A 26,302-nucleotide genomic window follows, 5' to 3' on the forward strand; every position below is an offset into this window, starting at 1 on the left:
TGCCACCCGGCAGCGGCCCTAGCATCCGGGGGCATCGATTGATCACCGACCGGAGAGAACCATGACGTACGTCGTCACCGACAACTGCATCAAGTGCAAATACACCGACTGCGTGGAAGTCTGCCCGGTGGACTGCTTCCACGAGGGTCCCAACTTTCTCGCCATCGATCCCGATGAGTGCATCGACTGCACGCTCTGCGAGCCCGAATGCCCGGCCGAGGCGATCTATTCAGAGGACGACCTGCCGAACGAGATGGTGCATTTTCTGGACCTGAATGCCGATCTGGCGCAGAAGTGGCCGGTGATCACCGAAATGAAGGAAGCGCCGGCGGATGCCGAGCAATGGGACGGCGTTCCCAATAAGCTCGAGCACCTCGAGCGCTAGCTAGCCACGCGGATGATGCGCCGCGTGCAGGGCCTGTAACCGGGCCTGGGCCACGTGGGTGTAGATCTGCGTGGTCGACAAGTCGCTATGGCCGAGCAGCAGCTGCACCGCCCGCAGGTCGGCGCCATGATTGAGCAGATGGGTGGCGAACGAATGGCGGAGCGTATGCGGTGACAGCGGTTGGTGAATGCCCGCCGTGCGGGCATGATCGCGCACCCGGTACCAGAAAGCCTGACGGGTCATCCCCTGACCCCGTTGGGTGACGAACACGGATGTCGCGCCCGCGGCCCGGGTGACCGCCGCACGGCCATCCGCCAGATACTGTTCAAGGGCGGCGAGTGCCGTCTCACCCAGGGGTACCAGGCGCTCCCGGCCGCCCTTACCCGTCACCCGGACCACACCCTGTCGGCGATTGATCTGATCGAGTCGCAGCCCGACCAGTTCCGAGACCCGCAACCCGGTGGCATACAACAGCTCGAGCATCGCCCGATCGCGCAGCCCGAGAAACGAATCGGTGTCGGGCGCCTCCAGCAGGCGCTCCACCTCCGCCTCGGTGAGGGATGTCGGCAACGGCCGGCCCGAACGCGGTGCTTCCACCCGCGCGGTGGGATCATGCTCAATCATCCCCTGCCGGAGCTGGAAGCGATAGAAGCGCCGCAGGGCCGAGAGCAGCCGGGCGCTGCTGCGCCGGCTGGCCCCGCCCGCCACGCGGGCCGCGAGGTAGCGCATGACCTCCGCTCGCCCGACATCCAGCAGCGCCGGGGCACCGGATTCATCCAGCCAGCGGGCAAACGCCAGCAGATCGCTGCGATAGGCCGCCAGGGTATTGCCGGCCAGCCCCCGCTCCATCCACAGGCCGTCGAGGAAGGCCTCGACGGTAGCAGCCTGGGCCTCGGCCCGCGCCGGCTCAGCCATTGGCCCCCGCCGGCGCCGCGTCGCTGCCGGGGTTCACGCTGAACGGCGCGCCACCGGTCTGCAGCCCACCGGGGCCGAGGGCTTTCATCATCTCCATGGGCACCGGGAAGACAATGGTCGAGGCGTTGTCCACCGAGATATCGCTCAGCGTCTGCAGATAACGCAGCTGGATGGCCTGCGGATTCTCCGCCAGCACATTCGCGGCATCCAGCAACTGCTGCGAGGCCTGGTACTCACCCTCGGCATGAATCACCTTGGCACGCCGATTGCGCTCGGCCTCGGCCTGCCGGGCTATCGCCCGAATCATGGATTCATCAAGATCGACATGCTTGATCTCGACATTCGCCACCTTGATGCCCCAGGCATTGGTCTGGTCATCGAGGATCTCCTGGATGTCGGAGTTGAGCTTGTCGCGCTCCGAGAGCATCTCGTCGAGATCGTGCTTGCCAAGCACCGAGCGCAGCGTCGTCTGCGCGAGCTGGCTGGTGGCCGCGTTGAAATCTTCGACATGAATGACCGCCCGCTCGGGATCCATCACGCGGTAGTAGAGCACCGCGTTCACCTTGACGGTCACGTTGTCCTTGGAAATGACGTCCTGGGAGGGGACATCGAGCGTGATCACCCGCAGATCCACCTTGACCGCTTGCTGGATGATGGGAATGACCAGCCGTAGGCCGGGCCCTTTCACGCGCCAGAAGCGCCCGAGCAGAAACACCACCGCGCGTTCATATTCGCGGAACACACGAAACGATGCCACCACGATCAGCAGGATCGCAGCGGCGACAATCAAACCTGGAATCAACATGATATCCCCTTATCGGTATGTCTCCATTCTAGGACAGAAAAGGCCGCGAGCGGGTTCGTTCCCGTCGCGGCCAAGCCATCAAGGGGAGGGAATCAGGGATCAGCGCCAGCCGGCCCGGTCCATCAGTCGCACCGCGTCGGCGTTGTAGTCACCCAGCACGCTCATGCTGACATCGTCGAAGGCGACGTCGGTGTAGGGCTGAAGTGCCGCGACCGGCTCAACACCCTCGACCGCGGGAAACTCATTGTTGCCAGCGGAAAACAGCTTCTGAGCCTCGTCCGAGGCAAGAAACTCAAGGAACTGACGGGCCGCCTCGGGGTTCGGGGCGCCCTCGACCATGCCCGCGCCGCCAATGTTGCGATGCGTGCCCCGGCCATCCTGGTTGGGGAAGATCAACCCGGCCCGCTCGGCGACGGCCTGATCGGCCTCGTCGTCGGACAGCGCGAGGCGGATCCAGTAGTAGTGGTTACCCACCGCCAGGCCACACTCGCCGGCGGCGACCCCACGGATCTGGTCGGTGTCGCCGCCCTGCGGCGGACGCGCCATGTTGTCGACCAGTCCCTCGGCCCAGGCTTCGGTGGCCTCCGGCCCGTTGGCGGCGATCAGCGAGGCCACCAGCGACTGGTTGTAGTCATTGTTCGAGGAGCGGATGCAGACCTCGCCCTCGAAACGCGGATCCGCGAGCTCCTCGTAGCGACTGAGCGGCGGCTCGTCATACTGCTCCTTGTCGTAGTAGACGATCCGCACCCGCTCGCTGAACCCGAACCAGAGGTTTTCCGGATCGCGCAGGGGCGCCGGGATGCGCTCGGTGAGCACTTCCGAGTCCACCGGCGCAAACAGCCCCGCCGCCTCGGCGCGCTGGAGCCGGGCGGCGTCCACGGTCATGAAGATGTCCGCCGGGCTCGCCGCCCCCTCGCGACGGATCCGCTCGATGAGCTGATCGGAATCACCCTCGAGCACATTCACTTCAACGCCGGTCTGCCGCTCGAACGCCTCATAGAGCGCTTCATCCGAGTCGTAATGCCGGGCCGTGTAGAGGTTGAGGGTCTGGGCACTGGCGACGCTGACTCCCGCCGCCACGCCGACGCCGAGCATCCACGCGGTGTTTCGGATCTTCGTTGACATGCAAGTCTCCTGGTTTTTGCCGAGTTAAATGCGGATGCGAACCATTCGCAACTTGAAAGCGATTAAACCGAACCCATCGCCCCCCGTCAACCGCCAATGAGAATCGCTTGCAAAAACGCCGGGTGATGACCGAAACTCCCGGTATGAGCGCACAGCAGAACGATCTTGTCTCCCGGTTTCCCGCCGGTGGCGTCGCCGGCGTACAGGCCCCCTGCCCGACGCCGTCCGGCGAGGCCCTCCAGCTCGAGGGGATCAGTCATCAGTTCGATACCGTGACCGCGGCCGACGACATCAACCTGAGCGTCGAGCCTGAGGAACTGCTTTGCCTGCTCGGCCCATCGGGATGCGGCAAGACGACCCTGTTGCGGTTCGCCGCCGGGCTGGAGCGTCCCCAGGCCGGTCGGGTACGGATTGGCAACAAGCTGATGTCCGACGCCAGTGACAGCACCTGGACCCCGCCGGAGCAGCGCCAGGTCGGTCTTGTCTTTCAGGACGCCGTGCTGTTCCCGCACCTGAGCGTTCTCGACAATGTGGGCTTCGGGTTACCCAGAATGTCGGCGCGCGAGCGCGAGCAGCGTTCCCGCGCGCTGCTCGCGCAGCTGGGACTTGCGCCCTTTGCGGAGAGCTTCCCGCATGTCCTGTCCGGCGGGCAGCAGCAGCGCGTCGCGCTGGCCCGCGCGCTGGCCCCATCGCCGCGGATCATGCTCCTCGACGAGCCGTTCTCGGGCCTTGATGCGCGTCTTCGTGACCGCATCCGCGACGACACGCTGCACCTGCTCAAGCGCAACGGCACCGCGACGCTGCTGGTCACCCATGACCCGGAGGAAGCCCTGTTCATGGCCGACCGGATCGCCGTCATGCGCGACGGCCGGATCGTCCAGCAGGGCACGCCGACCGAGATCTACTGCAACCCGCAGGATCCCTTCGTGGTGCGCTTCTTCGGGGATGTGAACGAGGTCCGCGGGGTGGTCACGGACGGTCAGGTCGCGACCCCGCTGGGCCCTGTGGATGCAGGCCATCTGGCGGAGGGCACCAATGCCCAAGTATTGATCCGCCCGGAGGCGCTCAGCGTCGAAAAACGCTCAGGCCCCATGGACCACAGCCACAGCCATGTCCTCATGTCGCGGCTGCTGGGCGGGGCCAGCTTCATTCACCTGTGTGTGCACCAGGGCAATGATGAATTCCACATGCATGCCCACATGCCCGGGGTTTTCCTGCCTCAGCGCGACGAGCCCATCGATATCCACCTCGACCCCAGTCAGACGTTCGTCTTTGCGGCCTGATCAGTGATCCGAGTCGGCCGATCCGGGCCGGGAATGCCGCATGGCGCGGCTGAGCAGGATCACCGGGATGATCCCCACCAGCACGATCGCCAGTGACGCCGTGGACGACTGACTGAGGCGCTCATCCGAGGCCAGCTCGTAGGAGCGCACCGCCAGTGTGGTGAAGTCGAAGGGCCGCAGAATGATGGTCGCCGGCAGCTCTTTCATGACGTCGACGAACACCAGGATCCCGGCGCCCAGCAGACTGCCGCGCATGATCGGCGCATGCACCCGGCGCAGGGTCCCACCGGCGGTCTTGCCCAGAGTGCGCGACGCGGCATCCATGGTGGGCGTGACCTTGGTCAGACTGGCCTGGACCGCGTTGTAGGACACCGCCAGAAAGCGCACCAGATAGGCATACACCAGTGCCACGCCACTGCCGGTGAGCAGCAGACCGACATCCCAGCCGAACTCGCCGCGGAACAGCGCATAGATCTGCTGATCCATCCAGCCCAGCGGGATGAGGATGCCCACGGCGATGACGGCGCCCGGCACGGCATAGCCCATCGCGGAGACCCGCACCGCCGCCTCGGTGAGGGGCGAGGGCGCCAGCCGCACGCCGTAGGACAGCAGCACCGCCAGGCCGACCGCGCCCAGTGCGGCCGCGGTGGCCAGGCTGACACTGTTGAAGATATAGGGCAGAAACGCCCAGCCGAGCCGCCCATCACCGTTGGTCAGGCTCATTTCGAGCAGCAGCAGCGCCGGCAGGACAAAGCCCAGCACCACCGGCAGCCCGCAGCCCGCCACCGCCAGCCAGCGCCGCGCGCCCCGCAGCTCATACTGTGGCAGTTCGCGGTAGCGACTGGAGGTGTGAAAGTACTGTGCCTTGCCGCGCGAGATGCGCTCGATCAGCAGCAGCGCCAGCACGAACAGTAGCAGCACCCCCGCGAGCTGGGCCGCCGCGGTACGCTCACCCAGCCCGAACCAGGTCCGGTAGATGCCGGTGGTGAAGGTATCGAGGGCGAAGAACTGCACGGCGCCAAACTCGTTGAGCGTTTCCATCAGCGCGAGCGCGGCGCCCCCGGCGATGGCCGGCCGCGCCAGCGGAATGGCGATGGTGCTGAACAGCCGCCACGGCCCGCGCCCCAGCGTGCGGCCCACTTCGAGCACGCAGACGGACTGCTCGAGGAACGCCGCGCGCGTGAGCAGATAGACATAGGGATAGAGCACCAGGGACAGCAGGGCGATCGCCCCACCCAGCGAGCGCACCGGCGGGAACCAGTAGTCGCCCGCACTCCAGCCGAACAGGTCCCGCAGTAGGCTCTGCAGCGGCCCGGCAAACTGCAGGAAGTCGGTGTAGGCATAGGCGATGACGTAAGTCGGCACCGCCAGCGGCAGGAGCAGCGCCCACTCGAACAGGCGCTGGCCGGGGAACCGGCACATCACCACCAGCCATGCCGTACCGACCCCCAGCACCAGCACACCGATACCCACGCCCAGCACCAGACCCGCGGTGTTGAGCAGATAACGCGGCAGCACCGTAGTCGCCAGGTGCGCCCACACATCCGGCGCGGGCACGAACACATGCGCCAGCACCGTGAGCACCGGCAGCGAGACCAGCAACGCGATCGTGAGCATCATGACCGTCCAGATGCTCATGCGCCGCGAGGCGAGAAGCAGGCGGGGGAAGAACGAGAGCGAACGCGCAGACGCTGCCACTGTTGGATACTCCAGGCGCAATCGTGGATCAGGACCTTATTGGTCCACAATGATAGCGGTCTCGGGCGGGTTTTTCAGCCCATCACGGCCGGGTCGGCGCTGACGCCCGTCAATGCCGGCGGTATGATGCCCCTATGACTTACGAACGCGACATCATCCGCCGTATGGCGGGTTACGTGCCCGGCGAGCAGCCCACCGACCCGGGCGTCATCAAGCTCAACACCAACGAAAACCCGTGGCCGCCCTCGCCCCGGGTCATGGAGGCGCTGACAACGATCGGCGCCGAGGCCCTGCGCCGCTACCCCTCCCCCGGCGCGGCAGCGGTGATGAACGAGGCGGCGGCGCTGCATGGCGTGAACCGGAGCCAGCTGGTGGCCACCAACGGGGGCGACGAACTGCTGCGGCTTGCCATCACCACATTCGTCCCGCCCGGGCAGCCCATCGGCATCGCCGAGCCCAGCTATTCCCTCTACTCCGTGCTGGCCGCGATTCACGACACCCCGGTGCACCGGGTGGCACTGGACAGCGACTGGGCGCCGCCGGCGGAATTTGCCGCCGAAATGAACCGTGCCGGCGTACCCCTGACGCTGCTGGTCAATCCCCACGCCCCCAGTGGTCGGCTGCTTGCCGCGGATGTCATCAGCGCCCTGGCCGACGCGCTGCAGGGCGTGCTGCTGGTGGACGAGGCCTACGTGGACTTCGCCGACCCCGATCACGATGTCACCGCCCTGATCCACCGGCACGACAACCTGATGATTCTGCGGACGCTGTCAAAGGGCTATTCGTTGGCCGGACTGCGGCTTGGCTACGGCATCGGCCCGGCTGGCCTGATCGAGCCGATCGCCACCAAGACCCGGGACAGCTACAGCGTCGATGCGTTGGCTGATCACCTGGGCGCCGCCGCGCTGGCGGATCAATCCAGCGCCCGGGCCAGCTGGGCGGCGGTGCGTGATGAACGCCAGCGCCTGACCGGGACCCTGCGCGAGGCAGGCTTCACGGTGCCCGACAGCCAGGCGAACTTCTGCCTGGCGCGGGTGCCTGGGGGCGCTGCGGCCGGCGCCGCGCAGCTGTACGCCGGGCTCAAGGACCAGGGCATCCTGGTGCGCCATTTCGACACCCCGCGGCTGCGCGATCATCTGCGCATCAGCGTCGGGACCCCGGCGCAGAACGATGCGCTGCTGACCGCGCTGCTCGCGATGCTCTAGGCGTCAGGCGTCCAGCGCTGCGGCAAACCAGGTGCGATGCCGCCAGCTGCGCCAGAACACCGCACCCAGCAGTACACCGCGGGCCAGGGTGAAACTCACGAAGGCCAGCCACAGGCCGTGGTTGCCCAGGGGCTGCGACAGCCACCAGACCGGCAGATAACCGGCCACCACCGCCACCACCATGGTGTCCCGCATGGCTCGGGTCCGTGTCGCCCCAATGAAAATGCCATCAAGCAGATAACTGGCCACCGCCAGCAATGGCATGGCCACCATCCAGGGCAGAAAGCGCTCGGCCATGGCCCGCACATCGGGGAGATCGGTGAGCAGCCGGATCAGCGCCTCGCCCCCCAGCGCAAAGCCCAGACTCGCCAGCATCGCGGTCGCCAGCGACCATTCCAGCGCGGCCCGCACCACCCGTCGGAAGCCGGCCTCGTCATCGGCGCCGATCTGTTGGCCCACCAGTGACTCGGTGGCATGCGCGAACCCGTCGAGCCCGTAGGAGGCGAGCAACACGAACTGCAGCAGCACCGCGTTCGCCGCCAGGGTGACATCCCCCAGCTGCGCGCCCTGGGAGTGGAAGAAGGCGAACGCGAACAGCAGGCACAGCGTGCGAATGAAAAGCGCCGCGTTCACCCCCAGCAACCGCCGATACCCCGCGACGGGGCCAAAGACACCGGTCACCCGGCGCCACCCCCAGCCCCGCCAGGCATGCAATGCCCAGCCGGCGCCAACGATCAGCGCCAGGTAGTCGGCCATCACGCTGGCAAGCGCGACGCCGTCGGTGGTCATGCCAAGTCCCACCACAAACAGCAGGTCCAGCAGGATATTGGCCACATTATTGACGATCATCAGCACCAGGGTGATGCGACTGTAGCCGCGCCCCAGAAACCAGCCGATCAGCGCATAGTTGGCCAGCACGGCCGGCGCGCTCAGTATGCGGATGCGGGCGTAGGTATCGGCCTCGGCGGTGACCGCCGCGCTTCCGTCGAGCAGCGCGAGGCCTGCGGGGATCAACAGCGGATGCAGGGCGATCAGGGCCAGACCAATCACCGCCGCCAGCATCAGGCTCTGTCCCAGCAGCCGGATGAGATCGTCCTGATCCTGCCGCCCGCAGGCCTGGGCCGCCAGACCCGTCGTGCCCATGCGCAGAAAGCCGAACCCCCAGTAGAGGAAACTGAACAGCGTCGCGCCCAGCGTCACCCCACCGAGGTATTGGCTGTCGGACAGGTGACCGACCACCGCGGTATCGACCAGGCCCAGCAGCGGCACCGTCAGGTTGGACACGATCAGCGGCCAGGCCAGCGCCATCACGCGCCGGCGCGCCGCCCCGGGCGTGCGTGGCGCTGTCGGGCTGCTATACTCCGCACCCATGAAAATGGTCACTCCTGAACAGTATCGCCGCGCCCTGCTGGTGCTTGCCGGGGCGCATATCGCCATCATCGCCGCCAGCAACTACCTGGTGCAGCTACCGGTGACGCTCTTCGGGGTGCAGAGCACCTGGGGCGCGTTCTCGTTTCCTTTCATTTTCCTTGCCACGGACCTGACGGTACGGACCTTTGGCAAGTACGCCGCCCGGCGGATCATCTTTTTTGCCATGGGCCCGGCACTCGTGGTGTCGTATGCACTCGGCGTGCTGTTCCAGCAGGGCAGCTTCCAGGGGAGCGAGGCGCTGCTCACGCTCAACAGCTTCGTCGGCCGGATCGCCATCGCCAGTTTCATGGCCTATGCCCTCGGGCAGCTGCTCGACATCCAGCTGTTCGATCGTCTGCGGGCCTCGGCCCGCTGGTGGGTGGCCCCGGCGGTTTCCACCCTGTTCGGCAATCTCGCCGACACCGTGGCGTTCTTCGGCATTGCCTTCTACCGCAGCCCCGACCCCTTCATGGCCGCCCACTGGCCGGAGATCGCGGCGGTGGACTATGCCATGAAGCTGGGCATCTCGCTGCTGCTGTTCCTGCCCGCCTACGGGCTTCTGCTGGGCTGGCTGCAGCGCCGGGTGCTGGGGCCGGACGGGCGCATCGGCCTGCGACCGGCCACGGCGTCGCCGCGCTAGTCAGCCGGCGCCGGGCGGCGCGGATACCAGACCAGCGGCCCGCCGCGGCGGCTGGCATCGATTTCAAACCCGTGCCGGGCATACCAGTCGAGCAGCGCGGTCTGCTCCAGGCCGCCCGCCTCGTCGACGTTGGCCTGCCCGAGCAGCGTCACGCCATGGCGATCGCACAGCGTTTTCAGCCACTCCAGCGCCTGACTCGCCTCGCCGCGGCCCCGCGAGGCCGGATCGGTCTCGATGCGCATCAGGACCAGATAATCCGACTCGGCCTCGACCACGGCCCGCACTGAGCCGAACCAGCGGTAGGCGAGCAGCGAGTCGGGCTCGCCAGCCGCCGGAATGGTCTGTTCGCGCCAGCCGCGAATGGCCGCGTCGACATCCCGACTCATGGTGTCAGCCACTCGCACCCGCCCATATAGGGCTGGAGCACGGCGGGGATGGCCACACGGCCATCGGCCCGCTGGTAGTTCTCGAGCACCGCCACCAGGCAACGCCCCACCGCCAGCGCCGAGCCGTTCAGGGTGTGCAACGGCTCGGGACGACCGGTATCGGGGTGGCGCCAGCGCGCCTGCATGCGGCGTGCCTGGAAAGCCTCGGTATTGCTGCAGGAGGAGATCTCCCGGTAGCTCGCCTGACCGGGCAGCCAGACTTCGATGTCGTAGGTCTTGGCGGCCGCGAAGCCCATGTCGCCGCCACAGAGCGTGACCACCCGATACGGCAGTGCGAGCTGTTGGAGGATGATCTCGGCATGCCGGGTCAGCCGCTCGAGGGCCGCGTAGGAGTCGTCCGGACGGGTCAGCTGCACCAGCTCGACCTTGTCGAATTGATGCTGGCGGATCATGCCGCGGGTATCACGCCCGTAGGAGCCGGCCTCGGAACGAAAGCAGGGGCTGTGACAGACATAACCCAGCGGCAGTTGATCGGCCTCGATGATCTCGCCGGCCGCCAGGTTGGCGAGCGGCACCTCGGCGGTGGGAATCAGCCGCAGCGACGGCTCGAACCCGGCGATGGAGAACAGATCCTCATCAAACTTGGGCAGCTGCCCGGTCCCGGTCAACGCCTCTTCGCCCACCAGGTAGGGGACATAGGTTTCGTGATAGCCATGCTGCTCGGTATGCACGTCCAGCATGTACTGCGCGAGTGCCCGGTGCAGCCTTGCAACGCCCCCGCGCATGACCACGAAACGCGCCCCCGACAGCTTCGCTCCTGCCGCAAAATCCAGTCCGCCACCCAGCGCCTCGCCGAGCTCGACATGATCGCGGGCCTCGAAGTCGAAGGACGGCGGCGTGCCCCAGCGTCGGACCTCGATATTGTCCGCCTCGTCGCGACCGGGCGGCACCGTGTCATGGGGCAGGTTGGGCAGTCCCAGCTGGATGGCGCGCAGCTCGGCCTGCAGGGTCTCGAGCTCGGACTGGGCGGTCTTGAGCGCCTCACCCAGATCAGCGACCGCATCCAGTAGAGGCTGCACCGGCTCGCCGGCCTGCTTGGCCTGACCGATCGCCCGCGACTGGGCATTGCGCTCGTGCTGGAGGGATTCGGTGCGCGACTGCAGCTCGCGGCGCCGCGCCTCGAGCCCGGCATAGTGCTCGGCATCAAAGGCATGACCGCGCCGCGCCAGCTGCTCGGCCACCGCGTCAGGATTCTGCCGGAGGGTTTTTTGATCAAGCATCGATTGGCTCGTGTCCTAGAAACTGCGGGTGATGAGAATGCCCGTGAGCGTTGCCAGCAGGCAGGTGGTCACGCTCGCCAGGACATAGGCCGCCGCCTGCAGACCGGCACCGGCCTCGTACAGCGCGATGGTGTCTAGCGAGAAGGTTGAAAACGTGGTGAACGCCCCCAGCACGCCAACGGCAAAGAAAAGCCGCAGGCTTGAGCCGGGCAGACTCCGCTCCACAAGCAGGACGAAGGCCACCCCGATCAGGAGGCTGCCGACCACGTTCACCGCCAGCGTTCCCCAGGGAAAGGCCCGGGGCAGCACGCCGTGGACCGCCGCCGTGGCGCCGTAGCGCAGTGCCGCGCCAATCGCCCCGCCACTGGCTACCGCCAGATATTCACCGACAAATGCCATCGCCTGACTCTTCCTCGAGAAGACCGCCGAAGTGTACGCGAAACCCGATGGCCATCGTAGCCAATCAGCGCCGCCCCGCCGCCTCATCCAGCTCGGCCAGCCATGCCAGTCGGTCGGCGATGCGGCGCTCGAGGCCGCGCTCGGTGGGCTGGTAGTAGCGCCGCCCCGCCAGTGCATCGGGCAGGTACTGCTCACCGGCGGCGTAGCCGTGGGGCTCGTCGTGGGCATACCGATAGGCATGCCCATAGCCGAGGGATTTCATCAGCCGGGTGGGGGCATTGCGCAGATGCACCGGCACCTCGAGCGACCCCTCGCTGCGGGCATCGGCCATGGCCTGGTTGAAGGCGCTGTACACGGCGTTGCTCTTGGGCACCGAGGCCATGTAAGTAATGGCGTGGGCGATCGCCAGTTCGCCCTCGGGTGAGCCCAGCCGCTCCTGGGCCTGCCACGCATCGAGGCCCACCTGCAGGGCACGCGGATCGGCATTGCCAATGTCTTCCGAGGCCATGCGCACCACCCGACGGGCGATGTACAGCGGATCGCAGCCGCCTTCGAGCATGCGCGCGTACCAGTACAGTGCGGCGTCGGGTGCCGAGCCACGCACCGATTTGTGCAGGGCCGAAATGAGGTCGTAGAAGGCATCACCGCCCTTGTCAAAGCGCGCCCGGCCGCCGGCCGCCGCCTCGCGGACCCGGTCCACACCGATGACCCCGTCGTCGCCCACCAGGTCCGCGGCCACCTCCAGCAGGCTCAGCGCCGTGCGGGCATCACCGTCGGCCAGCTGGGTCAGTGCCTCGCGCGCCGCGGGGTCGAGCTGCAGGGGCGTATCCCCGAGGCCGCGCTCGGCATCCCCCATGGCGGCATCGATCAACCGGCCGATGGCCTCGGGCTCGAGGGTACGCAGCACATAGACGCGCACCCGGGAGAGCAGCGCGTTGTTGAGCTCGAACGAGGGGTTTTCAGTGGTGGCACCGATGAACAGCAGCGTGCCGTCCTCGATATACGGCAGAAAGGCATCCTGCTGGGCCTTGTTAAAGCGATGCACCTCGTCGACGAACAGCAGGGTCTGACGTCCGGCCTCGCGGTTGGCCCGACCGCGGGCCGCCGACTCGCGGATATCCTTGACCCCGGCCATGACTGCGGAGAGGGTCAGAAACTCCGCATCCGCCGCTGTCGCGACCATCCGTGCCAGCGTTGTCTTGCCAGTGCCCGGCGGTCCCCACAGGACCATCGAGTGCGGCCGGCCAGCCACCAGCGCCTCCCCCAGCGGCCGACCCGGGGCCAACAGGTGCGACTGGCCGGCGAATTCATCCGCATGGCGCGGCCGCATGCGGTCGGCCAGCGGACGGGTGCGGTCGATCATGCGCCCTGCATCACATCCACGCCCTCGGGCGGTTCAAATTCGAAACGCTCAAAGTCAACGTCTGGATTGCGCTCAATGGCGAGCAGTTCAACGCTCACGCGCTGGCCCATGCCATCCTGGACCTCGATGATGGCGGGCACTCCGTCCTCAAGCGTGAGATGCACGCGCTGGAAATTCCACGCCGGATCGGTGGGTCGCATCCGAATCCGGCCGTCGTTGGTCACCGACAGGTCGAAATTGTCTTTCAGGTTGGCGAAATCGCCACTCAGCAGCTGCGCGGCGCCCACCCCCAGGGCGTCGTCCAGCGGCCGGACCACCACCTGCTCGAGGGCGACATCGTGCACCCAGAGCTGCTCGCCATCGGCCACGATGAGCTGTTCCCAGGGCTTGTCGTAGTCCCAGATGAAGCGCTGGGGGCGGGCCATGACAAACGACCCGGCGGCCTCTTCCACCACGGTACCGGCCTCGTCACGGGTGGTCTGGCGGAACTCACCCTCGAGGGTTTCCACCGACTCGAAATACGCCGCCAGCCGGTCCAGCGGCGTGGGTGTATCGGGCTCGGCCACGGCTGTGCCAGCCAGCGCTGCGCAGGCGCCGAGCACGGCCATCAGGCAGCCCCGGATCCTGTTGTCGATTCTGCGGTCCATCAATCCCCCGGCGGTGGTGGCGCGATCACCTCGCGCGAGCCATTGGCCTGTAGCGGTCCGACGATGCCGGCCGCCTCCATTTCCTCGACCAGGCGGGCCGCGCGGTTATAGCCCACCTTGAGGCGTCGCTGAACCCCCGAGATCGAGGCCTTGCGGGTCTCGGTGACGATTCGCACCGCCTGGTCGTAGAGCGGGTCCGACTCGCCGCCGGCCGCGTTCATTTCACCCGGCAGGGCGCCGACGCCGGCGGCGTCCCCGCCGCCCTCGTCCAGAATCCCGTCGACATAGTCCGGCGAGCCGCTCTGCTTGAGATGCTCGGCCACCCGATGCACCTCGGCATCCGAGACGAATGCGCCGTGCACCCGCTCGGGCAGGCCGCGACTGCTGGGCCCCATGTACAGCATGTCGCCATGCCCGAGCAGGGACTCCGCCCCCATCTGATCAAGGATGGTGCGCGAATCCACCCGCGAGGACACCTGAAAGGCCATCCGCGTGGGGATATTCGCCTTGATCAACCCGGTGATGACGTCCACCGACGGCCGCTGGGTGGCCAGGATCAGATGAATGCCGGCAGCACGGGCCTTCTGCGCCAGGCGCGCGATGAGCTCCTCGACCTTCTTGCCGACCATCATCATCATGTCGGCGAATTCATCGACCACCACCACGGTGTAGGGCATGGGCTCGAGCACCGGGGGTTGCGGCGCCTCGCCATCCAGCGTCGGCTCGACCCGGTCGCCCCCGAGGTTCCAGAGCGGATCAGTGAGCGGCTCACCACGATCCCGCGCCTCGCGGATCCGGCGGTTGGCCCCGCCGATATTGCGCACCCCCAGCGCCGACATCACGCGATAGCGCCGCTCCATCTCGCCGACACACCAGCGCAGCGCATTCGCCGCCTCCTTCATGTCCGTGACCACCGGCGCCAGCAGGTGCGGGATGCCGTCATACACCGAGAGCTCGAGCATTTTCGGATCAATCATGATCATGCGCACCTGCTCGGGGGCGTTTTTATAGAGCATGCTGATGATCATGGCGTTGATGCCCACCGACTTGCCCGAGCCGGTGGTACCGGCCACCAGCAGATGCGGCATCTTCGCCAGGTCGACCACCTGGGTATAACCACCGATGTCCTTGCCGATCGCCAGCGTGAGGGGCGAATCGGCCTTCTCGAAGGCATCCGCTCGAATGATCTCGGACAGCGCGATGACCTGACGATGCTCGTTGGGGATCTCGAGCCCCACCACCGACTTGCCGGGAATGACTTCCACCACCCGCACCGCCGTCACCGACAGGGCGCGTGCCAGGTCCTTGGACAGATTGCTGATCTGACTGACTTTCACCCCGGCCGCGGGCTTGAGCTCGAAACGGGTGATCACCGGACCGGGCTGAACGGCGACCACCTCCACCTCGACACCGAAATCCGCCAGCTTGGTCTCGACCAGCCGGGACATCGCCTCGAGCGCCTCGTGGCTGTAACCGGGCTGCTCGGCCTGGGGCGAATCCAGCAGTGACACCGGCGGATGGCCACCATTGGGCGGCGGCGTCTCAAAAAGCTGGCGCTGTTCGGCCCGATTGCCACTCGCCGCCCGCGCCGGCGCGGGCTTGGGCGCAGGCGCGGCGGGCGCCGGTGACGCGGGGGCCGGTGCCGCGATGGCGGGCTTCTGGCGCTGGCGGTCACGGCGCCGCTCGGCGTATCGGGCGGCCTGCCGCGAGCCGGCCGAGCGCAGCGCGGTGATTCCGCTCTGCAGCGCGCCCTGCAGCGCCAGCAGGTATTTGCCCTGGGCCAGCACCAGCTGACCGAGCCGATCCATGAGCGAGATCCACGACAGCCCCGTGAACAGCGTCACCCCGGCCAGAAACACCGCCAGCGCCAGCAGTGTGGCACCGGTAAAGCTGAAGGCCTCGCGCCCCCAGTCGCCGACCAGATTGCCCAGCACACCCCCTGAACTGAGCGGCACGGTGCCGGCCACCGGCTCGATGTGCAGGCGGGCCACGGCCGCACCGGCGAGCAGGGTGATCACGAAGCCGGCCACCCGCACCCCGATGATGCCCCAGTGAACGGCGCCGTCACGCCGCTGCCAGCGATAGACGAGCGTAGCCAGCAGGCCGAGCAGCACGGGGAACAGGTAGGCGAGGTAACCAAACAGGTAGAGACTGAGATCCGCCCAGTAGGCGCCGACCACACCGCCGGCGTTACCGACACCGCGGGTCGGCCCGGACTGACTCCAGCCCGGGTCGGCCGGCGTGTACGTCAGCAGCGAGAGCATCAGGAAACCGGCCACCGCCATCAGCAACAGCAGGGCCGCCTCCCGGAGAACCCGACTGATGTGCTGACTGCCGGGCGCGGTCAGTCGCCGTGCGGTTGTCTTGCCTGCCATGGCGTTGAGTGTACAGTAGGCGGTCGACCTTTCGCAGCGATGGGTGTGGGCACTTCCGGGTGCTTACCGTGGTCTGTCCAGACATGCAAATCAGAGCTTTATCGGCCATCGACGAAATCGCGCCGGCGCGGTGGAATGCGCTGACGGGGACCGACAACCCGTTCCTGCGGCATGAATTCCTGGCGGCCCTCGAACGCCACGGGGCGGTCTCAGCGGACAATGGCTGGGTTCCGCATCACCTGGTCCTCGAAGACGGCGACACACTCGTCGCCGCGGCGCCGGCCTACCTCAAGGGCAATTCATGGGGCGAGTTCGTCTTCGACTTCGCCTGGGCGCATGCCTATGAGCGCAACGGCCTCGACTACTACCCCAAGCTGATCATCGCAGTGCCCTACAGCCCGGTAAACGGCCCGCGCATGCTGATCAACCACGACTACCCGGTGGAGGGGGCGCGTCAGGCACTCGCCGACGGGGCCCGGCAGGTGGTGGACGCCCTCGACATCAGTTCGGTCCACTGGCTGTTCGCCAACGACGCTGACATGGCTGAACTGGAGGCGGCGGGCTACTCGCGCCGGGATGGCTGTCAGTATCACTGGCGCAACGCCGGCTACCACGACTTTGATGATTTTCTCGGCGGTCTGAATGCCAAAAAGCGCAAGAACATCCGCCGCGAGCGCCGCCGGGTGGACGAACAGGGCCTGACCCTGCGCACGCTGCACGGCGATGAGATGTCGCCCGAGCTCTGGACCGCCCTGCACGGTTTCTACGTCGATACGTTCCTCGCCCACGGCAATCGGCCGGTCATCACCCGGGACTGCTTTGTCGAACTCGGCGATCAACTCGGTGACCGGCTGGTGGCCTTCGTGGCCGAGGCCGACGACGAGCCGGTGGCGGCGGCCATCTGCCTGCGCAGCGACGACACGCTCTATGGGCGCTACTGGGGCGCCGCCGCGGAGTATGACGATCTGCACTTCGAAGCCTGTTACTACCAGGGCATCGAGTACTGCATCCGTGAAGGCATGGATCGGTTCGAACCCGGCGCCCAGGGGGAGCACAAGGTGGCGCGGGGATTCCTGCCGGTGCTGACCCATTCGGCGCATCATCTGCGCGACGACCGGTTTCAGGCGGCGGTGGACGACTTTCTTGCCCGCGAGCGACCAGCGGTTGCCGAATACGCCGACACCCTCACTGCCGAAGGCCCCTACCGCGCCGACGTACTGGAAACCCTGCCGCGTGGCTGAGCCCCGACTGCCCATTCCCTGGCTTGCGCCGGACGACGAGACAACGCCGCTGCCCGACCCGGACAGCGCCATGACCGACCCGGAAGGCCTGCTGGCCATTGGTGCGACGCTGTCGCCGCAACGCCTCGAGTCGGCCTATCGACGCGGGATTTTTCCCTGGTATTCGCCCGGCGAGCCCATTCTATGGTGGAGCCCTGACCCACGCGCGATCATCGTCCCGGCACGATTCCACGTCAGCCGGTCACTGCAGCGGCAACTCCGCCGGCGCGACCACCATGTCTCACTGGATACCGCCTTCGAAGCGGTGGTGGCCGCCTGCGCCGCGCCGCGGCTTGATCAGCCGGGCACCTGGATAACCCCGGAAATGGCCGATGCCTATTGCCGGCTGCATGAGCGCGGGCTTGCCCACTCCATCGAAGTCTGGCGCGATGATCGCCTCATTGGCGGTCTCTACGGAGTATCCACCGGCCGCGCGTTCTTCGGTGAGTCGATGTTCAGTCATGCCACCAACGGCAGCAAGATCGCGCTGGCCTGGCTGCTCTGCCAGCTGGATATCTGGCAGTTCGATTTCCTTGACTGCCAGATGCCCACCGACCATCTGCTGAGCCTGGGGGCTGAGACACTGCCCCGGCGACGGTTTCTGCTGCAGCTGGCCGCCAGCCAGCGCGCTGCCACGCGCCTCGGGCCGTGGACGCTGTCCATCGAGCGCGACGACGTCACGCGTCACTGGCGGGGCTGATGACCGGCTCTGACGCCCCGACGCAATCGATCCGCCTGTTCGGCACGGGGTACCGACCCTGCCCCTACCTCCATGACCGGCCCTCGCAGTTCGACTTTGTCGATCCGCGGCTCACCCCCACCGCCGAGCTCTACGACGCCCTGCTCGCCCAGGGCTTCCGGCGTGGTGGCGAGCATCTCTACCGCAATGCCTGCCCCGGCTGTCAGCTGTGCCAGAGCATTCGCATCCCCGTGGCGCGCTTCCAGCCGCGGCGCCGGCACCGGCGCTGCCGCCGCGACAATGCCGATGTCTACCTGCGCGACGTGGGCTTTCGCTATTCCGCCGAACACTTCGCGCTCTATAGCCGCTACGTATCGGCCCGGCACCCCGGCGGCGGCATGGATGATGCCGACGCCGATCTGTACTGGCAGTACCTGACCTCGGAATGGTGCCCCACGGCATTTCTCGAGCTGCGCCAGACCGGCAGTGACCAGCTGCTGGCGGTCGCCGTCACCGACGACACCGGCGCAGCCTTTTCGGCGGTCTATACGTTCTACGAACCCGAGCTCACCCATCGCGGCCTGGGCACGCTGGCCATCCTGATGCAGATCGAGGAAGCGCGGCGTCGCCAGCGCGACTGGCTTTATCTGGGCTACTGGATTGCCGGCTGCCCGGGAATGGACTATAAAACCGGCTTCCATCCCCACGAGCGGCTGTCACCCCGGGGCTGGATCGCCGAGGGCTGAGGCCTGCGGCGATTGGTGAACGACCCCGCCTCGGGTAGAATCAGGCGTTTTATCAGGAAGAGTAAAGGCTGAATGGCGAAGGAAGAGAACATCCGCATGCAGGGTACGATCACCGAGGTGATGCCCAACACCATGTTTCGTGTCGAGCTCGAGAACGGCCACGTCGTCACCGCCCACATATCCGGCAAGATGCGTAAGCACTACATCCGGATCCTGCGCGGCGACAAAGTGACCGTCGAACTGACCCCCTATGACCTCAACAAGGGGCGCATCGTCTTCCGGGCCCGCTAAGCCGGCCTACTCGACCGGCTCGGGCGTGTCGATCTGAAACGCGAGCGACTCGCCGGTCTCATCCAGATCGACCCGGACATGTCCGCCATTCGTTAGCTTGCCGAATAACAGTTCGTCCGCCAGGGCCCGCTTGAGCTTGTCCTGAATCAGGCGGGCCATTGGCCGTGCACCCATCTTGGGATCATAGCCCTGCTCAGCGAGCCAGTTGCGGGCCGGATCGCTGACATCCAACGTGACCCGCTTCTGGGCCAGCTGATGGCGCAGATCGCGGATGAACTTGTCCGCCACCCGCTGAATCACCTCCGGTGCCAGCCCATTGAACTGAATGATGGCATCCAGCCGGTTACGGAACTCGGGCGTGAACTGCTTGCGAATGACCTCGATGGCATCACTGCTCTGATCCTGCGGCGTGAAGCCGATCGTACGCCGGCTCTGCTCCTCGGCTCCGGCGTTGGTGGTCATCACCAGGATCACATTGCGGAAGTCCGCATGACGGCCATTGTTATCCGTCAACGAGCCGTGATCCATCACCTGCAGCAGCAGATTGAACACATCCGGATGGGCTTTTTCGATCTCATCGAGCAGCACCACCGAGTGCGGATGCTTGAGCACTTCCTCGGTCAGCAGACCGCCCTGGTCAAAGCCGACATACCCCGGCGGCGCCCCGATCAGGCGCGAGACCGTGTGCCGCTCCATGTACTCCGACATGTCGAACCGGATCAGGTTGATGCCCATGGTCTCGGCCAGCTGACGGGTGACCTCGGTCTTGCCGACGCCGGTCGGCCCGGCGAACAGGAAGCTGCCCACCGGCTTGCCGGTGTCGCGCAGTCCAGCCCGGGACATCTTGATGGTGGTCGCGAGCGTATCGATGGCCTCGTCCTGACCGAAGATGGTCCGCTTGAGATCCTTTTCGATGGTCTCGAGCAGACGCATGTCCGATGTGGACACCCGCTTGGGCGGAATCCGCGCGATCTTGGCGATGATCGTCTCCACATCCGAGACACTGACCGTCTTTTTCTTCTTCGACGGCGGCAACAGGCGCAGATTGGCACCCGCTTCGTCGATCACGTCGATGGCCTTGTCGGGCAGGAAGCGGTCGCTGATGTACTTCGCCGCCAGCTCCGCCGCCGACTCGAGCGCGGGATTCGTGAAGCGCACGCCATGGTGCTTTTCGAACCGGTCCTTGAGCCCGCGCAGGATCTGGACCGTCTCGTCGACCGTGGGCTCGGCGACATCGATCTTCTGGAACCGCCGGGCCAGCGCCCGATCCTTTTCAAAGACGCCCCGGAATTCCTGATAGGTGGTCGAGCCGATGCACTTGAGCTCGCCGCTCGCCAGCATGGGCTTGAGCAGATTGGACGCGTCCATGACGCCGCCCGACGCTGATCCGGCACCGATGATGGTGTGGATCTCGTCGATGAACAGGATCGCGTGCTTCTGCTTTTTGAGCTGCGCGAGCAGCCCCTTGAGGCGCTTCTCGAAGTCGCCGCGGTACTTGGTGCCGGCCACCAGCGCGCCCATGTCGAGCGAGTAGATCGTCGCGTCAGCGAGCACCTCCGGCACATCGCCGTCCTCGATCAGCTTGGCCAGCCCCTCGGCAATGGCAGTCTTGCCCACACCGGCCTCGCCGACGTACAGCGGGTTGTTCTTGCGCCGCCGGCAGAGGATCTGGATGGTGCGCTCAACCTCGAACTTGCGGCCGATCAGCGGATCGGTCCGGCCCTGCCGGGCCCGCGTGTTGAGGTTGGTGGCAAAGCTCTCAAGCGGATTGCTGCTCTCGCCATCCTCGGTGGTCTCGCTTTCCTCGCGGGAGGGCTCGGACTCGTCGCCGCCCTCCTCGCTGCCGTTCTTCGAGATCCCGTGGGACAGGAAATTCACCGCATCCAGCCGCGAGATGTTCTGCTTGTGCAGGAAGTACACCGCCTGCGACTCCTGTTCGCTGAAGATCGCGACCACCACGTTGGCGCCGCTCACTTCCTTCTTCCCGGACGACTGGACATGCAGGATCGCCCGCTGCAGGACCCGCTGGAAGCCCAGCGTCGGCTGTGTCTCGCGGTTGTCGTTGGCCGGCAGCAGCGGCGTCGTTTCGTCGAGGAACGCCTCAAGATCCTGTCGCAGGCTCTCGAGATCGGCCTCGCAGGCACGCAGCACCTCGAGCGCCGCCGGGTTGTCGGTCAGCGCGAGCAGAAGATGCTCCACGGTAAGGAACTCATGACGCTTGTCACGCGCTTCCTTGAAGGCGAGGTTCAACGTGAATTCCAGCTCTTTGCTCAGCATCGCTATCTCACTTGCAATCTTGTTGGGAAAACCCGGTCACCCCAGGTCCGGTCGGCCCCTCAGGCCGGCTCGAGCGTGCACATCAGTGGGTGGTCATTGTCGCGTGCATAGTCATTGACCTGATCCACCTTGGTTTCGGCCACGTCGCGGCTGAACTCCCCGCAGACGCCCTTGCCCCGGGTGTGGACGTGGAGCATCACCTGCGTGGCCTGCTCACGGTCCATGCGGAAAAACGTCTGGAGCACTTCCACCACGAACTCCATCGGCGTGTAGTCGTCGTTGAGCAACACGACGCGGTAGAGCGGCGGTTGCTTGACGGTCGGCTCAGCTTCTTCGACCGATAAATCGTCGTCGCGTTTCGGATCGTTCTCTTCAGTCATCAACCGATCATCCCAAGGCTACCTGTACGGATATGAGGACACTGACCCGCGAGTAAAAGGTCCATCCCGCATCGCCAGTGTTATTATTTCAGCATGCAGCACACATCACACGTCATTGTCGGTCTGTCGGGCGGTGTCGACTCCGCGGTCAGTGCCTGGCTGCTCAAGGCACAGGGCTACCGGGTCGAGGGCCTGTTCATGAAGAACTGGGAAGACGACGATACCGACACCCACTGCACCGCCGAGGCCGATTTCGCCGACGCTCGCCAGGTGGCGGATACGCTCGGTATCCCGCTGCATCGGGCGAACTTTGCCGCCGAGTACCGCACCGAGGTGTTCGACCACTGTCTGCGCGAGTTCCAGGCCGGCCGAACCCCGAACCCCGACATTCTGTGCAACCAGCGTATCAAGTTCCGGGCGTTTCTTGACCATGCCCGGCGTCTGGGTGCCGATGCGGTGGCCACCGGCCACTACGCCCGGGTGGGGGGCGAGCCGGGCGCACGCACGCTCGAGCGCGCCGCCGATGCCGATAAGGATCAGACGTATTTTCTGTACACGCTGGGCCAGACCCAGCTCGAGGCCGCACTGTTTCCGCTCGCCGGGCGCACCAAGCCCGAGGTGCGGCGGCTCGCCGACGAGGCCGGCTTCGAGAACTTCAACAAACCCGACAGCACGGGCATCTGCTTTATCGGCGAGCGCGACTTCCAGGGATTCCTCGGGCGCTACATCGATCGCCGCCCCGGGCCGATCGTGTCACTGGACGGCGAAACCCTGGGCGAGCACAACGGCCTCGCCTTCTACACGCTGGGCCAGCGCCGTGGTCTGAATCTGGGCGGCAGTGCCGCGCACCCCGGGCTGCCCTGGTACGTCGCCGACAAGGACATGGCCGGCAACCGGCTGATCGTGGTGCAGGGCCATGACCACCCGGCGCTGCAGAACGACGGGCTGATCGCCGACCAGTGGCAGTGGGTGGATGGTCGCGGCCCGATGGGGCCGATCCGCTGCACTGCCCGGCTGCGACATCGTCAGGTGGATCAGCCGGGCTGGCTGACACCGCTGGACGACGGTCGCCGGCGGCTCGACTTTGATCAAGCCCAGCGGGCGGTGGCCCCGGGTCAGTCGGTGGTGGTCTATGACGGATTGCTGTGTCTGGGCGGCGGCATCATCCAGACGCGGCTGCCGGCTGCGGGGAGCCCGATCCTTGGCGTCGCCTGAGCAAGCCCGCGCCGCGGCGATGGCAGCGGTTTTTCAGGCGCTGGACGGGGTGCGCGATATCGCCGACCGCGGTCAGCACGATGCCGACGCCACCCGCACCTGCCTGAGCGGACTGCTGGGCGATTACAGCGGCTCCGTGGCCGGCCTTTACGGCGGCGATGCCTCGCTGCGGCGGGGGCTGGATCTGCTGATCAGCCATCTCGCCCAACCGCAGTCCATGCACCTGACGCGCTATCTGGTCGCCGTCCTGCAGCTGGAACGGCGGCTGCGTCGCGACCGCGCCCGCCTGACCGCCCTCGCCGCCGGACTTGAGCGCACGCGCCACCAGGCGGATTATTTCGGCCAGATTGACCATGACAGCGTCATCCACCATCTGGGCGACCTGTACAGCGAGCACATCAGCCCGCTGAGGCCCCGGATCATGGTCCAGGGACATGCCCACCACCTGCAGGACAGCCGCAACGCGGCACTGATCCGGGCCCTGCTGCTGGCGGCCATCCGGGCGGCGGGACTCTGGCAGATGAACGGCGGCGGCCGACTGCGCCTGGTGCTCGGGCGTCGTGCCCTCATCGAGACGGCCCGGACCCTGAAGGCCGCGGCGTGACCCCCGGCGTGCGTCGCTGAAAGTGCATGCTCATGGCGGCCGGGTCATGTAAAATAATGGATTCACACGGGTCGACGGACCCCACACAAAGGACGTGCACGATGCGCACGCCGATTCCGGGAGGAAGTCATGAGCAATAGCTACAATGCCCGCGGGACACTGGACGTCAAGGGCAAGCAGTACGAGATCTACCGCCTCGACGCGCTCAGGGATCAGTACGACATCGACCGGCTGCCATTCTCGCTGAAGGTGCTGCTCGAGAATCAGCTGCGCAAGGAGGACGGCAAGAACATCGGTCCCGAGCAGATCAAGGCCATCGCTGAGTGGGATCCGCATGGCGGGCCCGGCAACCAGGTGTCATTCATGCCGGCGCGAGTCGTGCTCCAGGACTTCACCGGTGTGCCGGCCGTCGTGGACCTGGCGGCGATGCGCGATGCGATGAAACGCCTGGGCGGCAATCCCGACCTGATCAACCCCCTTGAGCCGGCGGATCTGGTCATCGACCACTCGGTCATGGTGGATCACTTCGGCACGTCCAATGCGCTCGATCTCAACAGCAAGATCGAGTTCAAGCGCAACGAGGAGCGCTACAAGTTCCTGCGCTGGGGTCAGAAGGCCTTCTCCAACTTCCGCGTGGTTCCGCCCGGCACCGGCATCGTGCATCAGGTCAACCTCGAGTACCTGTCCAAGGGCGTATTCACCAAGGAAACCGAAAACGGCACCCAGGCCTACCCCGACACGCTGGTCGGCACCGACTCCCACACCACGATGGTGAACGGGCTTGGCGTGCTGGGCTGGGGCGTGGGCGGCATTGAGGCCGAGGCCGCCATGCTCGGCCAGCCCATCACCATGCTGGTCCCCGAAGTGATCGGGTTCCGTCTCAGCGGCGAGCTGCGGGAAGGCGCGACCGCCACCGATCTGGTCCTGACCGTGACCGAGCAGCTCCGCAAGAAGGGCGTCGTCGGCAAGTTCGTCGAGTTCTTCGGCGACGGCCTCGACAATCTGCCCCTCGCCGACCGCGCGACCATCGGCAACATGGCGCCGGAGTACGGCGCGACCTGTGGCATTTTCCCGATCGACAAGGAGACCATCGAGTATCTCCGCGTCTCAGGGCGTGACCAGGAAACCATCGACCTGGTCGAGGCCTATGCCCGCGAGCAGGGCATGTGGCGCGAGACCGGCTCGCGCGAGGCGGAATATACCGACGTGGTCGAGCTCGATCTGGGCGACGTCGTACCCAGCATCGCCGGTCCGCGCCGGCCGCAGGACCGGATCCCGCTGACGAATGCCAAGTCGGCCTTCCTCGAGTACCTCGAAGAAGAGCTCACCGCTCGCGGCACCATGCCCGATGCCGAAGAAGCCCGCTTCGAGGGCGAGGGCGGCTCCACGGCCCCGGGTCAGGCGCTCTGGCATGAGAAGGGCGCCATCAAGGTCAACAACGAGGGGGAGGAGTTCATGCTCAAGCACGGCGATGTCGTCATCGCCGCGATCACCTCCTGCACCAACACCTCCAACCCGGCCGTGCTGGTAGCCGCGGGGCTGGTCGCCAAGAAGGCCCGCGAGCGCGGCCTGACCAGCAAGCCGTGGGTGAAGACCTCGTTCGCGCCCGGCTCGCAGGTGGTGCCGGCCTATCTCGGCGAGGCCGGGCTGATGGAGCCGCTCCAGGCACTCGGCTTTGACGTGGTCGGATTTGGCTGCACCACCTGCATCGGCAACTCCGGGCCTCTGCCCGAGCCGATCAGTGAGGCCATCCGCGAGGGCGATCTGAATGTCGCCGGCGTGCTGTCGGGCAACCGGAACTTTGAGGGCCGCATCCATCCGGACGTGCCGGCCAACTATCTGGCCTCGCCGCCGCTGGTGGTGGCCTATGCCCTTGCCGGCAGCGTCGCCAAGGACATCGCCCACGATCCCCTCGAGTACGACGCCGATGGCAATCCGGTGTATCTCAAGGATATCTGGCCCAGCCAGAAAGAGATCTCGGACATCATCGAGGAGTACATCAACTACAAGATGTACCGCGAGCAGTACGCCAACGTGTTCGAAGGGTCGAAGACCTGGCGCGAGCTGCCGGCACCGGAAGGCCAGACCTACGAGTGGCCGGATTCGAGCTATGTCCGCAACCCCCCCTACTTCGAGGGCATGGACATGGAGCCGGGGGATATCTCAGAGATCAAGCAGGCACGCTGCCTGGTGAAGGTCGGCGATTCAATCACCACCGACCACATCTCCCCGGCCGGCGCCATCAAGGCGGACAGCCCCGCCGGTGAATATCTGCGCTCGCTGGGTATCCTGCCGCAGGACTTCAACAGCTACGGCTCCCGGCGTGGCAACCACGAGGTCATGATGCGCGGCACCTTCGCCAACGTGCGGCTGAAAAACCAGCTGGCACCCGGAACGCAGGGCAGCTGGACCACGTTCTTCCCCACCGGCGAGCAGACCTCGATCTTCGATGCCGCGATGCGCTACAAAGAGCAGGGCACCCCGCTCGTCGTGCTGGCCGGCAAGGAGTACGGCACGGGCTCGAGCCGTGACTGGGCGGCCAAGGGCACTGCGCTGCTGGGCGTCCGCTTCGTCATCGCCGAGAGCTACGAGCGCATCCACCGATCCAACCTGGTTGGCTTCGGCGTGGTTCCGCTGCAGTTCGCCGAGGGTGAGAATGCCGAAAGCCTTGGCCTGACCGGCGAGGAGACGTTCAGCGTCGGCAGTCTCGATTCAGAGCCGGATTCGGTCACCGTCCGGGCAGTGACGCCGGATGGCGAGGTGAAGAGCTTCGAGGCACGGGTGCGCATCGACACACCCACCGAGTGGGGCTATTTCCGCAACGGCGGGATCCTGCACTACGTGCTGCGGGATCTGGCTCAGCGCAGCCACCAGGCTGCCTGAGCCACCGCCATCCGGCGAAGACAGAAAACCC

Annotated in this window: 24 protein-coding genes; 11 read left to right on the forward strand and 13 right to left on the reverse strand. The window is 66.3% G+C overall.

Going from position 1 to position 26,302, the window contains the following annotated elements; all coding sequences use genetic code 11:
* Positions 1-61: 61 nt before the first annotated feature.
* Positions 62-385 (forward strand): ferredoxin FdxA, encoded by a 324-nt coding sequence (gene fdxA, locus BA899_RS00495; protein ID WP_069133923.1) that lies wholly within the window; start codon positions 62-64, stop codon positions 383-385.
* Here fdxA and xerD read toward each other — a convergent pair whose 3' ends face one another.
* The 3 genes from xerD to BA899_RS00510 form a co-directional block, all read right to left on the reverse strand.
* Positions 386-1,300: a site-specific tyrosine recombinase XerD gene (gene xerD / locus BA899_RS00500; protein WP_159299397.1), complete on the reverse strand. Its 915-nt coding sequence runs from the start codon at positions 1,298-1,300 to the stop codon at positions 386-388. It abuts the gene before it with no gap.
* Positions 1,293-2,105, reverse strand: a complete 813-nt coding sequence (locus BA899_RS00505; protein ID WP_110883009.1) for a slipin family protein — start codon at positions 2,103-2,105, stop codon at positions 1,293-1,295. Before BA899_RS00505 ends, xerD begins: the two co-directional genes overlap by 8 nt.
* A 99-nt stretch (positions 2,106-2,204) precedes the next feature.
* Positions 2,205-3,230, reverse strand: coding sequence for a Fe(3+) ABC transporter substrate-binding protein (locus tag BA899_RS00510; protein WP_159299398.1), 1,026 nt, complete (start codon positions 3,228-3,230; stop codon positions 2,205-2,207).
* 143 nt (positions 3,231-3,373) lie between these two features.
* Between BA899_RS00510 and BA899_RS00515 the strand changes: the two genes are divergently transcribed.
* Complete coding sequence (locus BA899_RS00515) at positions 3,374-4,513, forward strand: ABC transporter ATP-binding protein (RefSeq protein ID WP_110883007.1); 1,140 nt, start codon at positions 3,374-3,376, stop codon at positions 4,511-4,513.
* Here BA899_RS00515 and BA899_RS00520 read toward each other — a convergent pair whose 3' ends face one another.
* Complete coding sequence (locus BA899_RS00520) at positions 4,514-6,211, reverse strand: iron ABC transporter permease (protein WP_235012699.1); 1,698 nt, start codon at positions 6,209-6,211, stop codon at positions 4,514-4,516.
* A 134-nt stretch (positions 6,212-6,345) separates the two neighbouring features.
* Here BA899_RS00520 and hisC point away from each other — a divergent pair, with 134 nt between their 5' ends.
* On the forward strand, positions 6,346-7,416 hold the full coding sequence (gene hisC / locus BA899_RS00525) for a histidinol-phosphate transaminase (protein ID WP_159299399.1): 1,071 nt from the start codon (positions 6,346-6,348) through the stop codon (positions 7,414-7,416).
* Positions 7,417-7,419: 3 nt separating this feature from the next.
* On the opposite strand, the gene BA899_RS00530 is transcribed toward hisC, so the two are convergent.
* A complete protein-coding gene (locus BA899_RS00530) occupies positions 7,420-8,787 on the reverse strand; it encodes an MATE family efflux transporter (protein WP_159299400.1) in 1,368 nt (455 codons plus the stop codon).
* Here BA899_RS00530 and BA899_RS00535 point away from each other — a divergent pair.
* Positions 8,786-9,466: a 7-cyano-7-deazaguanine/7-aminomethyl-7-deazaguanine transporter gene (locus tag BA899_RS00535; protein WP_159299401.1), complete on the forward strand. Its 681-nt coding sequence runs from the start codon at positions 8,786-8,788 to the stop codon at positions 9,464-9,466. The genes BA899_RS00530 and BA899_RS00535 overlap by 2 nt on opposite strands.
* Here BA899_RS00535 and BA899_RS00540 read toward each other — a convergent pair.
* The 6 genes from BA899_RS00540 to BA899_RS00565 form a co-directional block, all read right to left on the reverse strand.
* Complete coding sequence (locus BA899_RS00540) at positions 9,463-9,852, reverse strand: GNAT family N-acetyltransferase (RefSeq protein ID WP_144348203.1); 390 nt, start codon at positions 9,850-9,852, stop codon at positions 9,463-9,465. The genes BA899_RS00535 and BA899_RS00540 overlap by 4 nt on opposite strands.
* Complete coding sequence (gene serS, locus BA899_RS00545) at positions 9,849-11,132, reverse strand: serine--tRNA ligase (RefSeq protein WP_144348202.1); 1,284 nt, start codon at positions 11,130-11,132, stop codon at positions 9,849-9,851. Before serS ends, BA899_RS00540 begins: the two co-directional genes overlap by 4 nt.
* A gap of 15 nt (positions 11,133-11,147) precedes the next feature.
* Positions 11,148-11,531, reverse strand: coding sequence for a fluoride efflux transporter CrcB (gene crcB, locus BA899_RS00550; protein WP_110883000.1), 384 nt, complete (start codon positions 11,529-11,531; stop codon positions 11,148-11,150).
* 64 nt (positions 11,532-11,595) lie between these two features.
* Positions 11,596-12,894, reverse strand: a complete 1,299-nt coding sequence (locus BA899_RS00555) for a replication-associated recombination protein A (protein ID WP_159299402.1) — start codon at positions 12,892-12,894, stop codon at positions 11,596-11,598.
* On the reverse strand, positions 12,891-13,541 hold the full coding sequence (gene lolA, locus BA899_RS00560; RefSeq protein ID WP_159299403.1) for an outer membrane lipoprotein chaperone LolA: 651 nt from the start codon (positions 13,539-13,541) through the stop codon (positions 12,891-12,893). The genes BA899_RS00555 and lolA overlap by 4 nt, the downstream gene beginning before the upstream one ends.
* Positions 13,541-15,916, reverse strand: a complete 2,376-nt coding sequence (locus tag BA899_RS00565; protein WP_159299404.1) for a DNA translocase FtsK — start codon at positions 15,914-15,916, stop codon at positions 13,541-13,543. The genes lolA and BA899_RS00565 overlap by 1 nt, the downstream gene beginning before the upstream one ends.
* 83 nt (positions 15,917-15,999) lie before the next feature.
* On the opposite strand from BA899_RS00565, the gene BA899_RS00570 reads away from it, so the two are divergent.
* The 4 genes from BA899_RS00570 to infA all read left to right on the forward strand — a co-directional run bounded on the left by BA899_RS00570 (position 16,000) and on the right by infA (position 18,912).
* Positions 16,000-17,157 (forward strand): GNAT family N-acetyltransferase, encoded by a 1,158-nt coding sequence (locus tag BA899_RS00570; protein ID WP_148122243.1) that lies wholly within the window; start codon positions 16,000-16,002, stop codon positions 17,155-17,157.
* Positions 17,150-17,896, forward strand: coding sequence for a leucyl/phenylalanyl-tRNA--protein transferase (gene aat / locus BA899_RS00575; RefSeq protein ID WP_110882995.1), 747 nt, complete (start codon positions 17,150-17,152; stop codon positions 17,894-17,896). Before BA899_RS00570 ends, aat begins: the two co-directional genes overlap by 8 nt.
* Entirely contained in the window at positions 17,896-18,621 is a 726-nt protein-coding gene (locus tag BA899_RS00580) for an arginyltransferase (protein WP_235012701.1), read from the forward strand. Before aat ends, BA899_RS00580 begins: the two co-directional genes overlap by 1 nt.
* Positions 18,622-18,693: 72 nt before the next feature.
* On the forward strand, positions 18,694-18,912 hold the full coding sequence (gene infA / locus BA899_RS00585; protein WP_110882994.1) for a translation initiation factor IF-1: 219 nt from the start codon (positions 18,694-18,696) through the stop codon (positions 18,910-18,912).
* Between the two features lie 6 nt (positions 18,913-18,918).
* On the opposite strand, the gene clpA is transcribed toward infA, so the two are convergent.
* Entirely contained in the window at positions 18,919-21,189 is a 2,271-nt protein-coding gene (gene clpA / locus BA899_RS00590; protein ID WP_159299405.1) for an ATP-dependent Clp protease ATP-binding subunit ClpA, read from the reverse strand.
* 59 nt (positions 21,190-21,248) lie between these two features.
* Complete coding sequence (gene clpS / locus BA899_RS00595) at positions 21,249-21,569, reverse strand: ATP-dependent Clp protease adapter ClpS (RefSeq protein WP_069134280.1); 321 nt, start codon at positions 21,567-21,569, stop codon at positions 21,249-21,251.
* 93 nt (positions 21,570-21,662) lie between these two features.
* Here clpS and mnmA point away from each other — a divergent pair, with 93 nt between their 5' ends.
* From mnmA to acnA, 3 genes are all read left to right on the forward strand, one after another.
* Complete coding sequence (gene mnmA / locus BA899_RS00600) at positions 21,663-22,784, forward strand: tRNA 2-thiouridine(34) synthase MnmA (RefSeq protein ID WP_159299406.1); 1,122 nt, start codon at positions 21,663-21,665, stop codon at positions 22,782-22,784.
* Positions 22,771-23,388, forward strand: a complete 618-nt coding sequence (gene hflD, locus BA899_RS00605) for a high frequency lysogenization protein HflD (protein WP_200833019.1) — start codon at positions 22,771-22,773, stop codon at positions 23,386-23,388. Before mnmA ends, hflD begins: the two co-directional genes overlap by 14 nt.
* Positions 23,389-23,517: 129 nt before the next feature.
* On the forward strand, positions 23,518-26,271 hold the full coding sequence (gene acnA, locus BA899_RS00610; RefSeq protein ID WP_159299408.1) for an aconitate hydratase AcnA: 2,754 nt from the start codon (positions 23,518-23,520) through the stop codon (positions 26,269-26,271).
* Positions 26,272-26,302 lie beyond the last annotated feature (31 nt).

It is taken from the genome of Spiribacter sp. SSL99 (assembly GCF_009805925.1).
In the GTDB taxonomy this organism is placed as follows: domain Bacteria; phylum Pseudomonadota; class Gammaproteobacteria; order Nitrococcales; family Nitrococcaceae; genus Spiribacter; species Spiribacter roseus.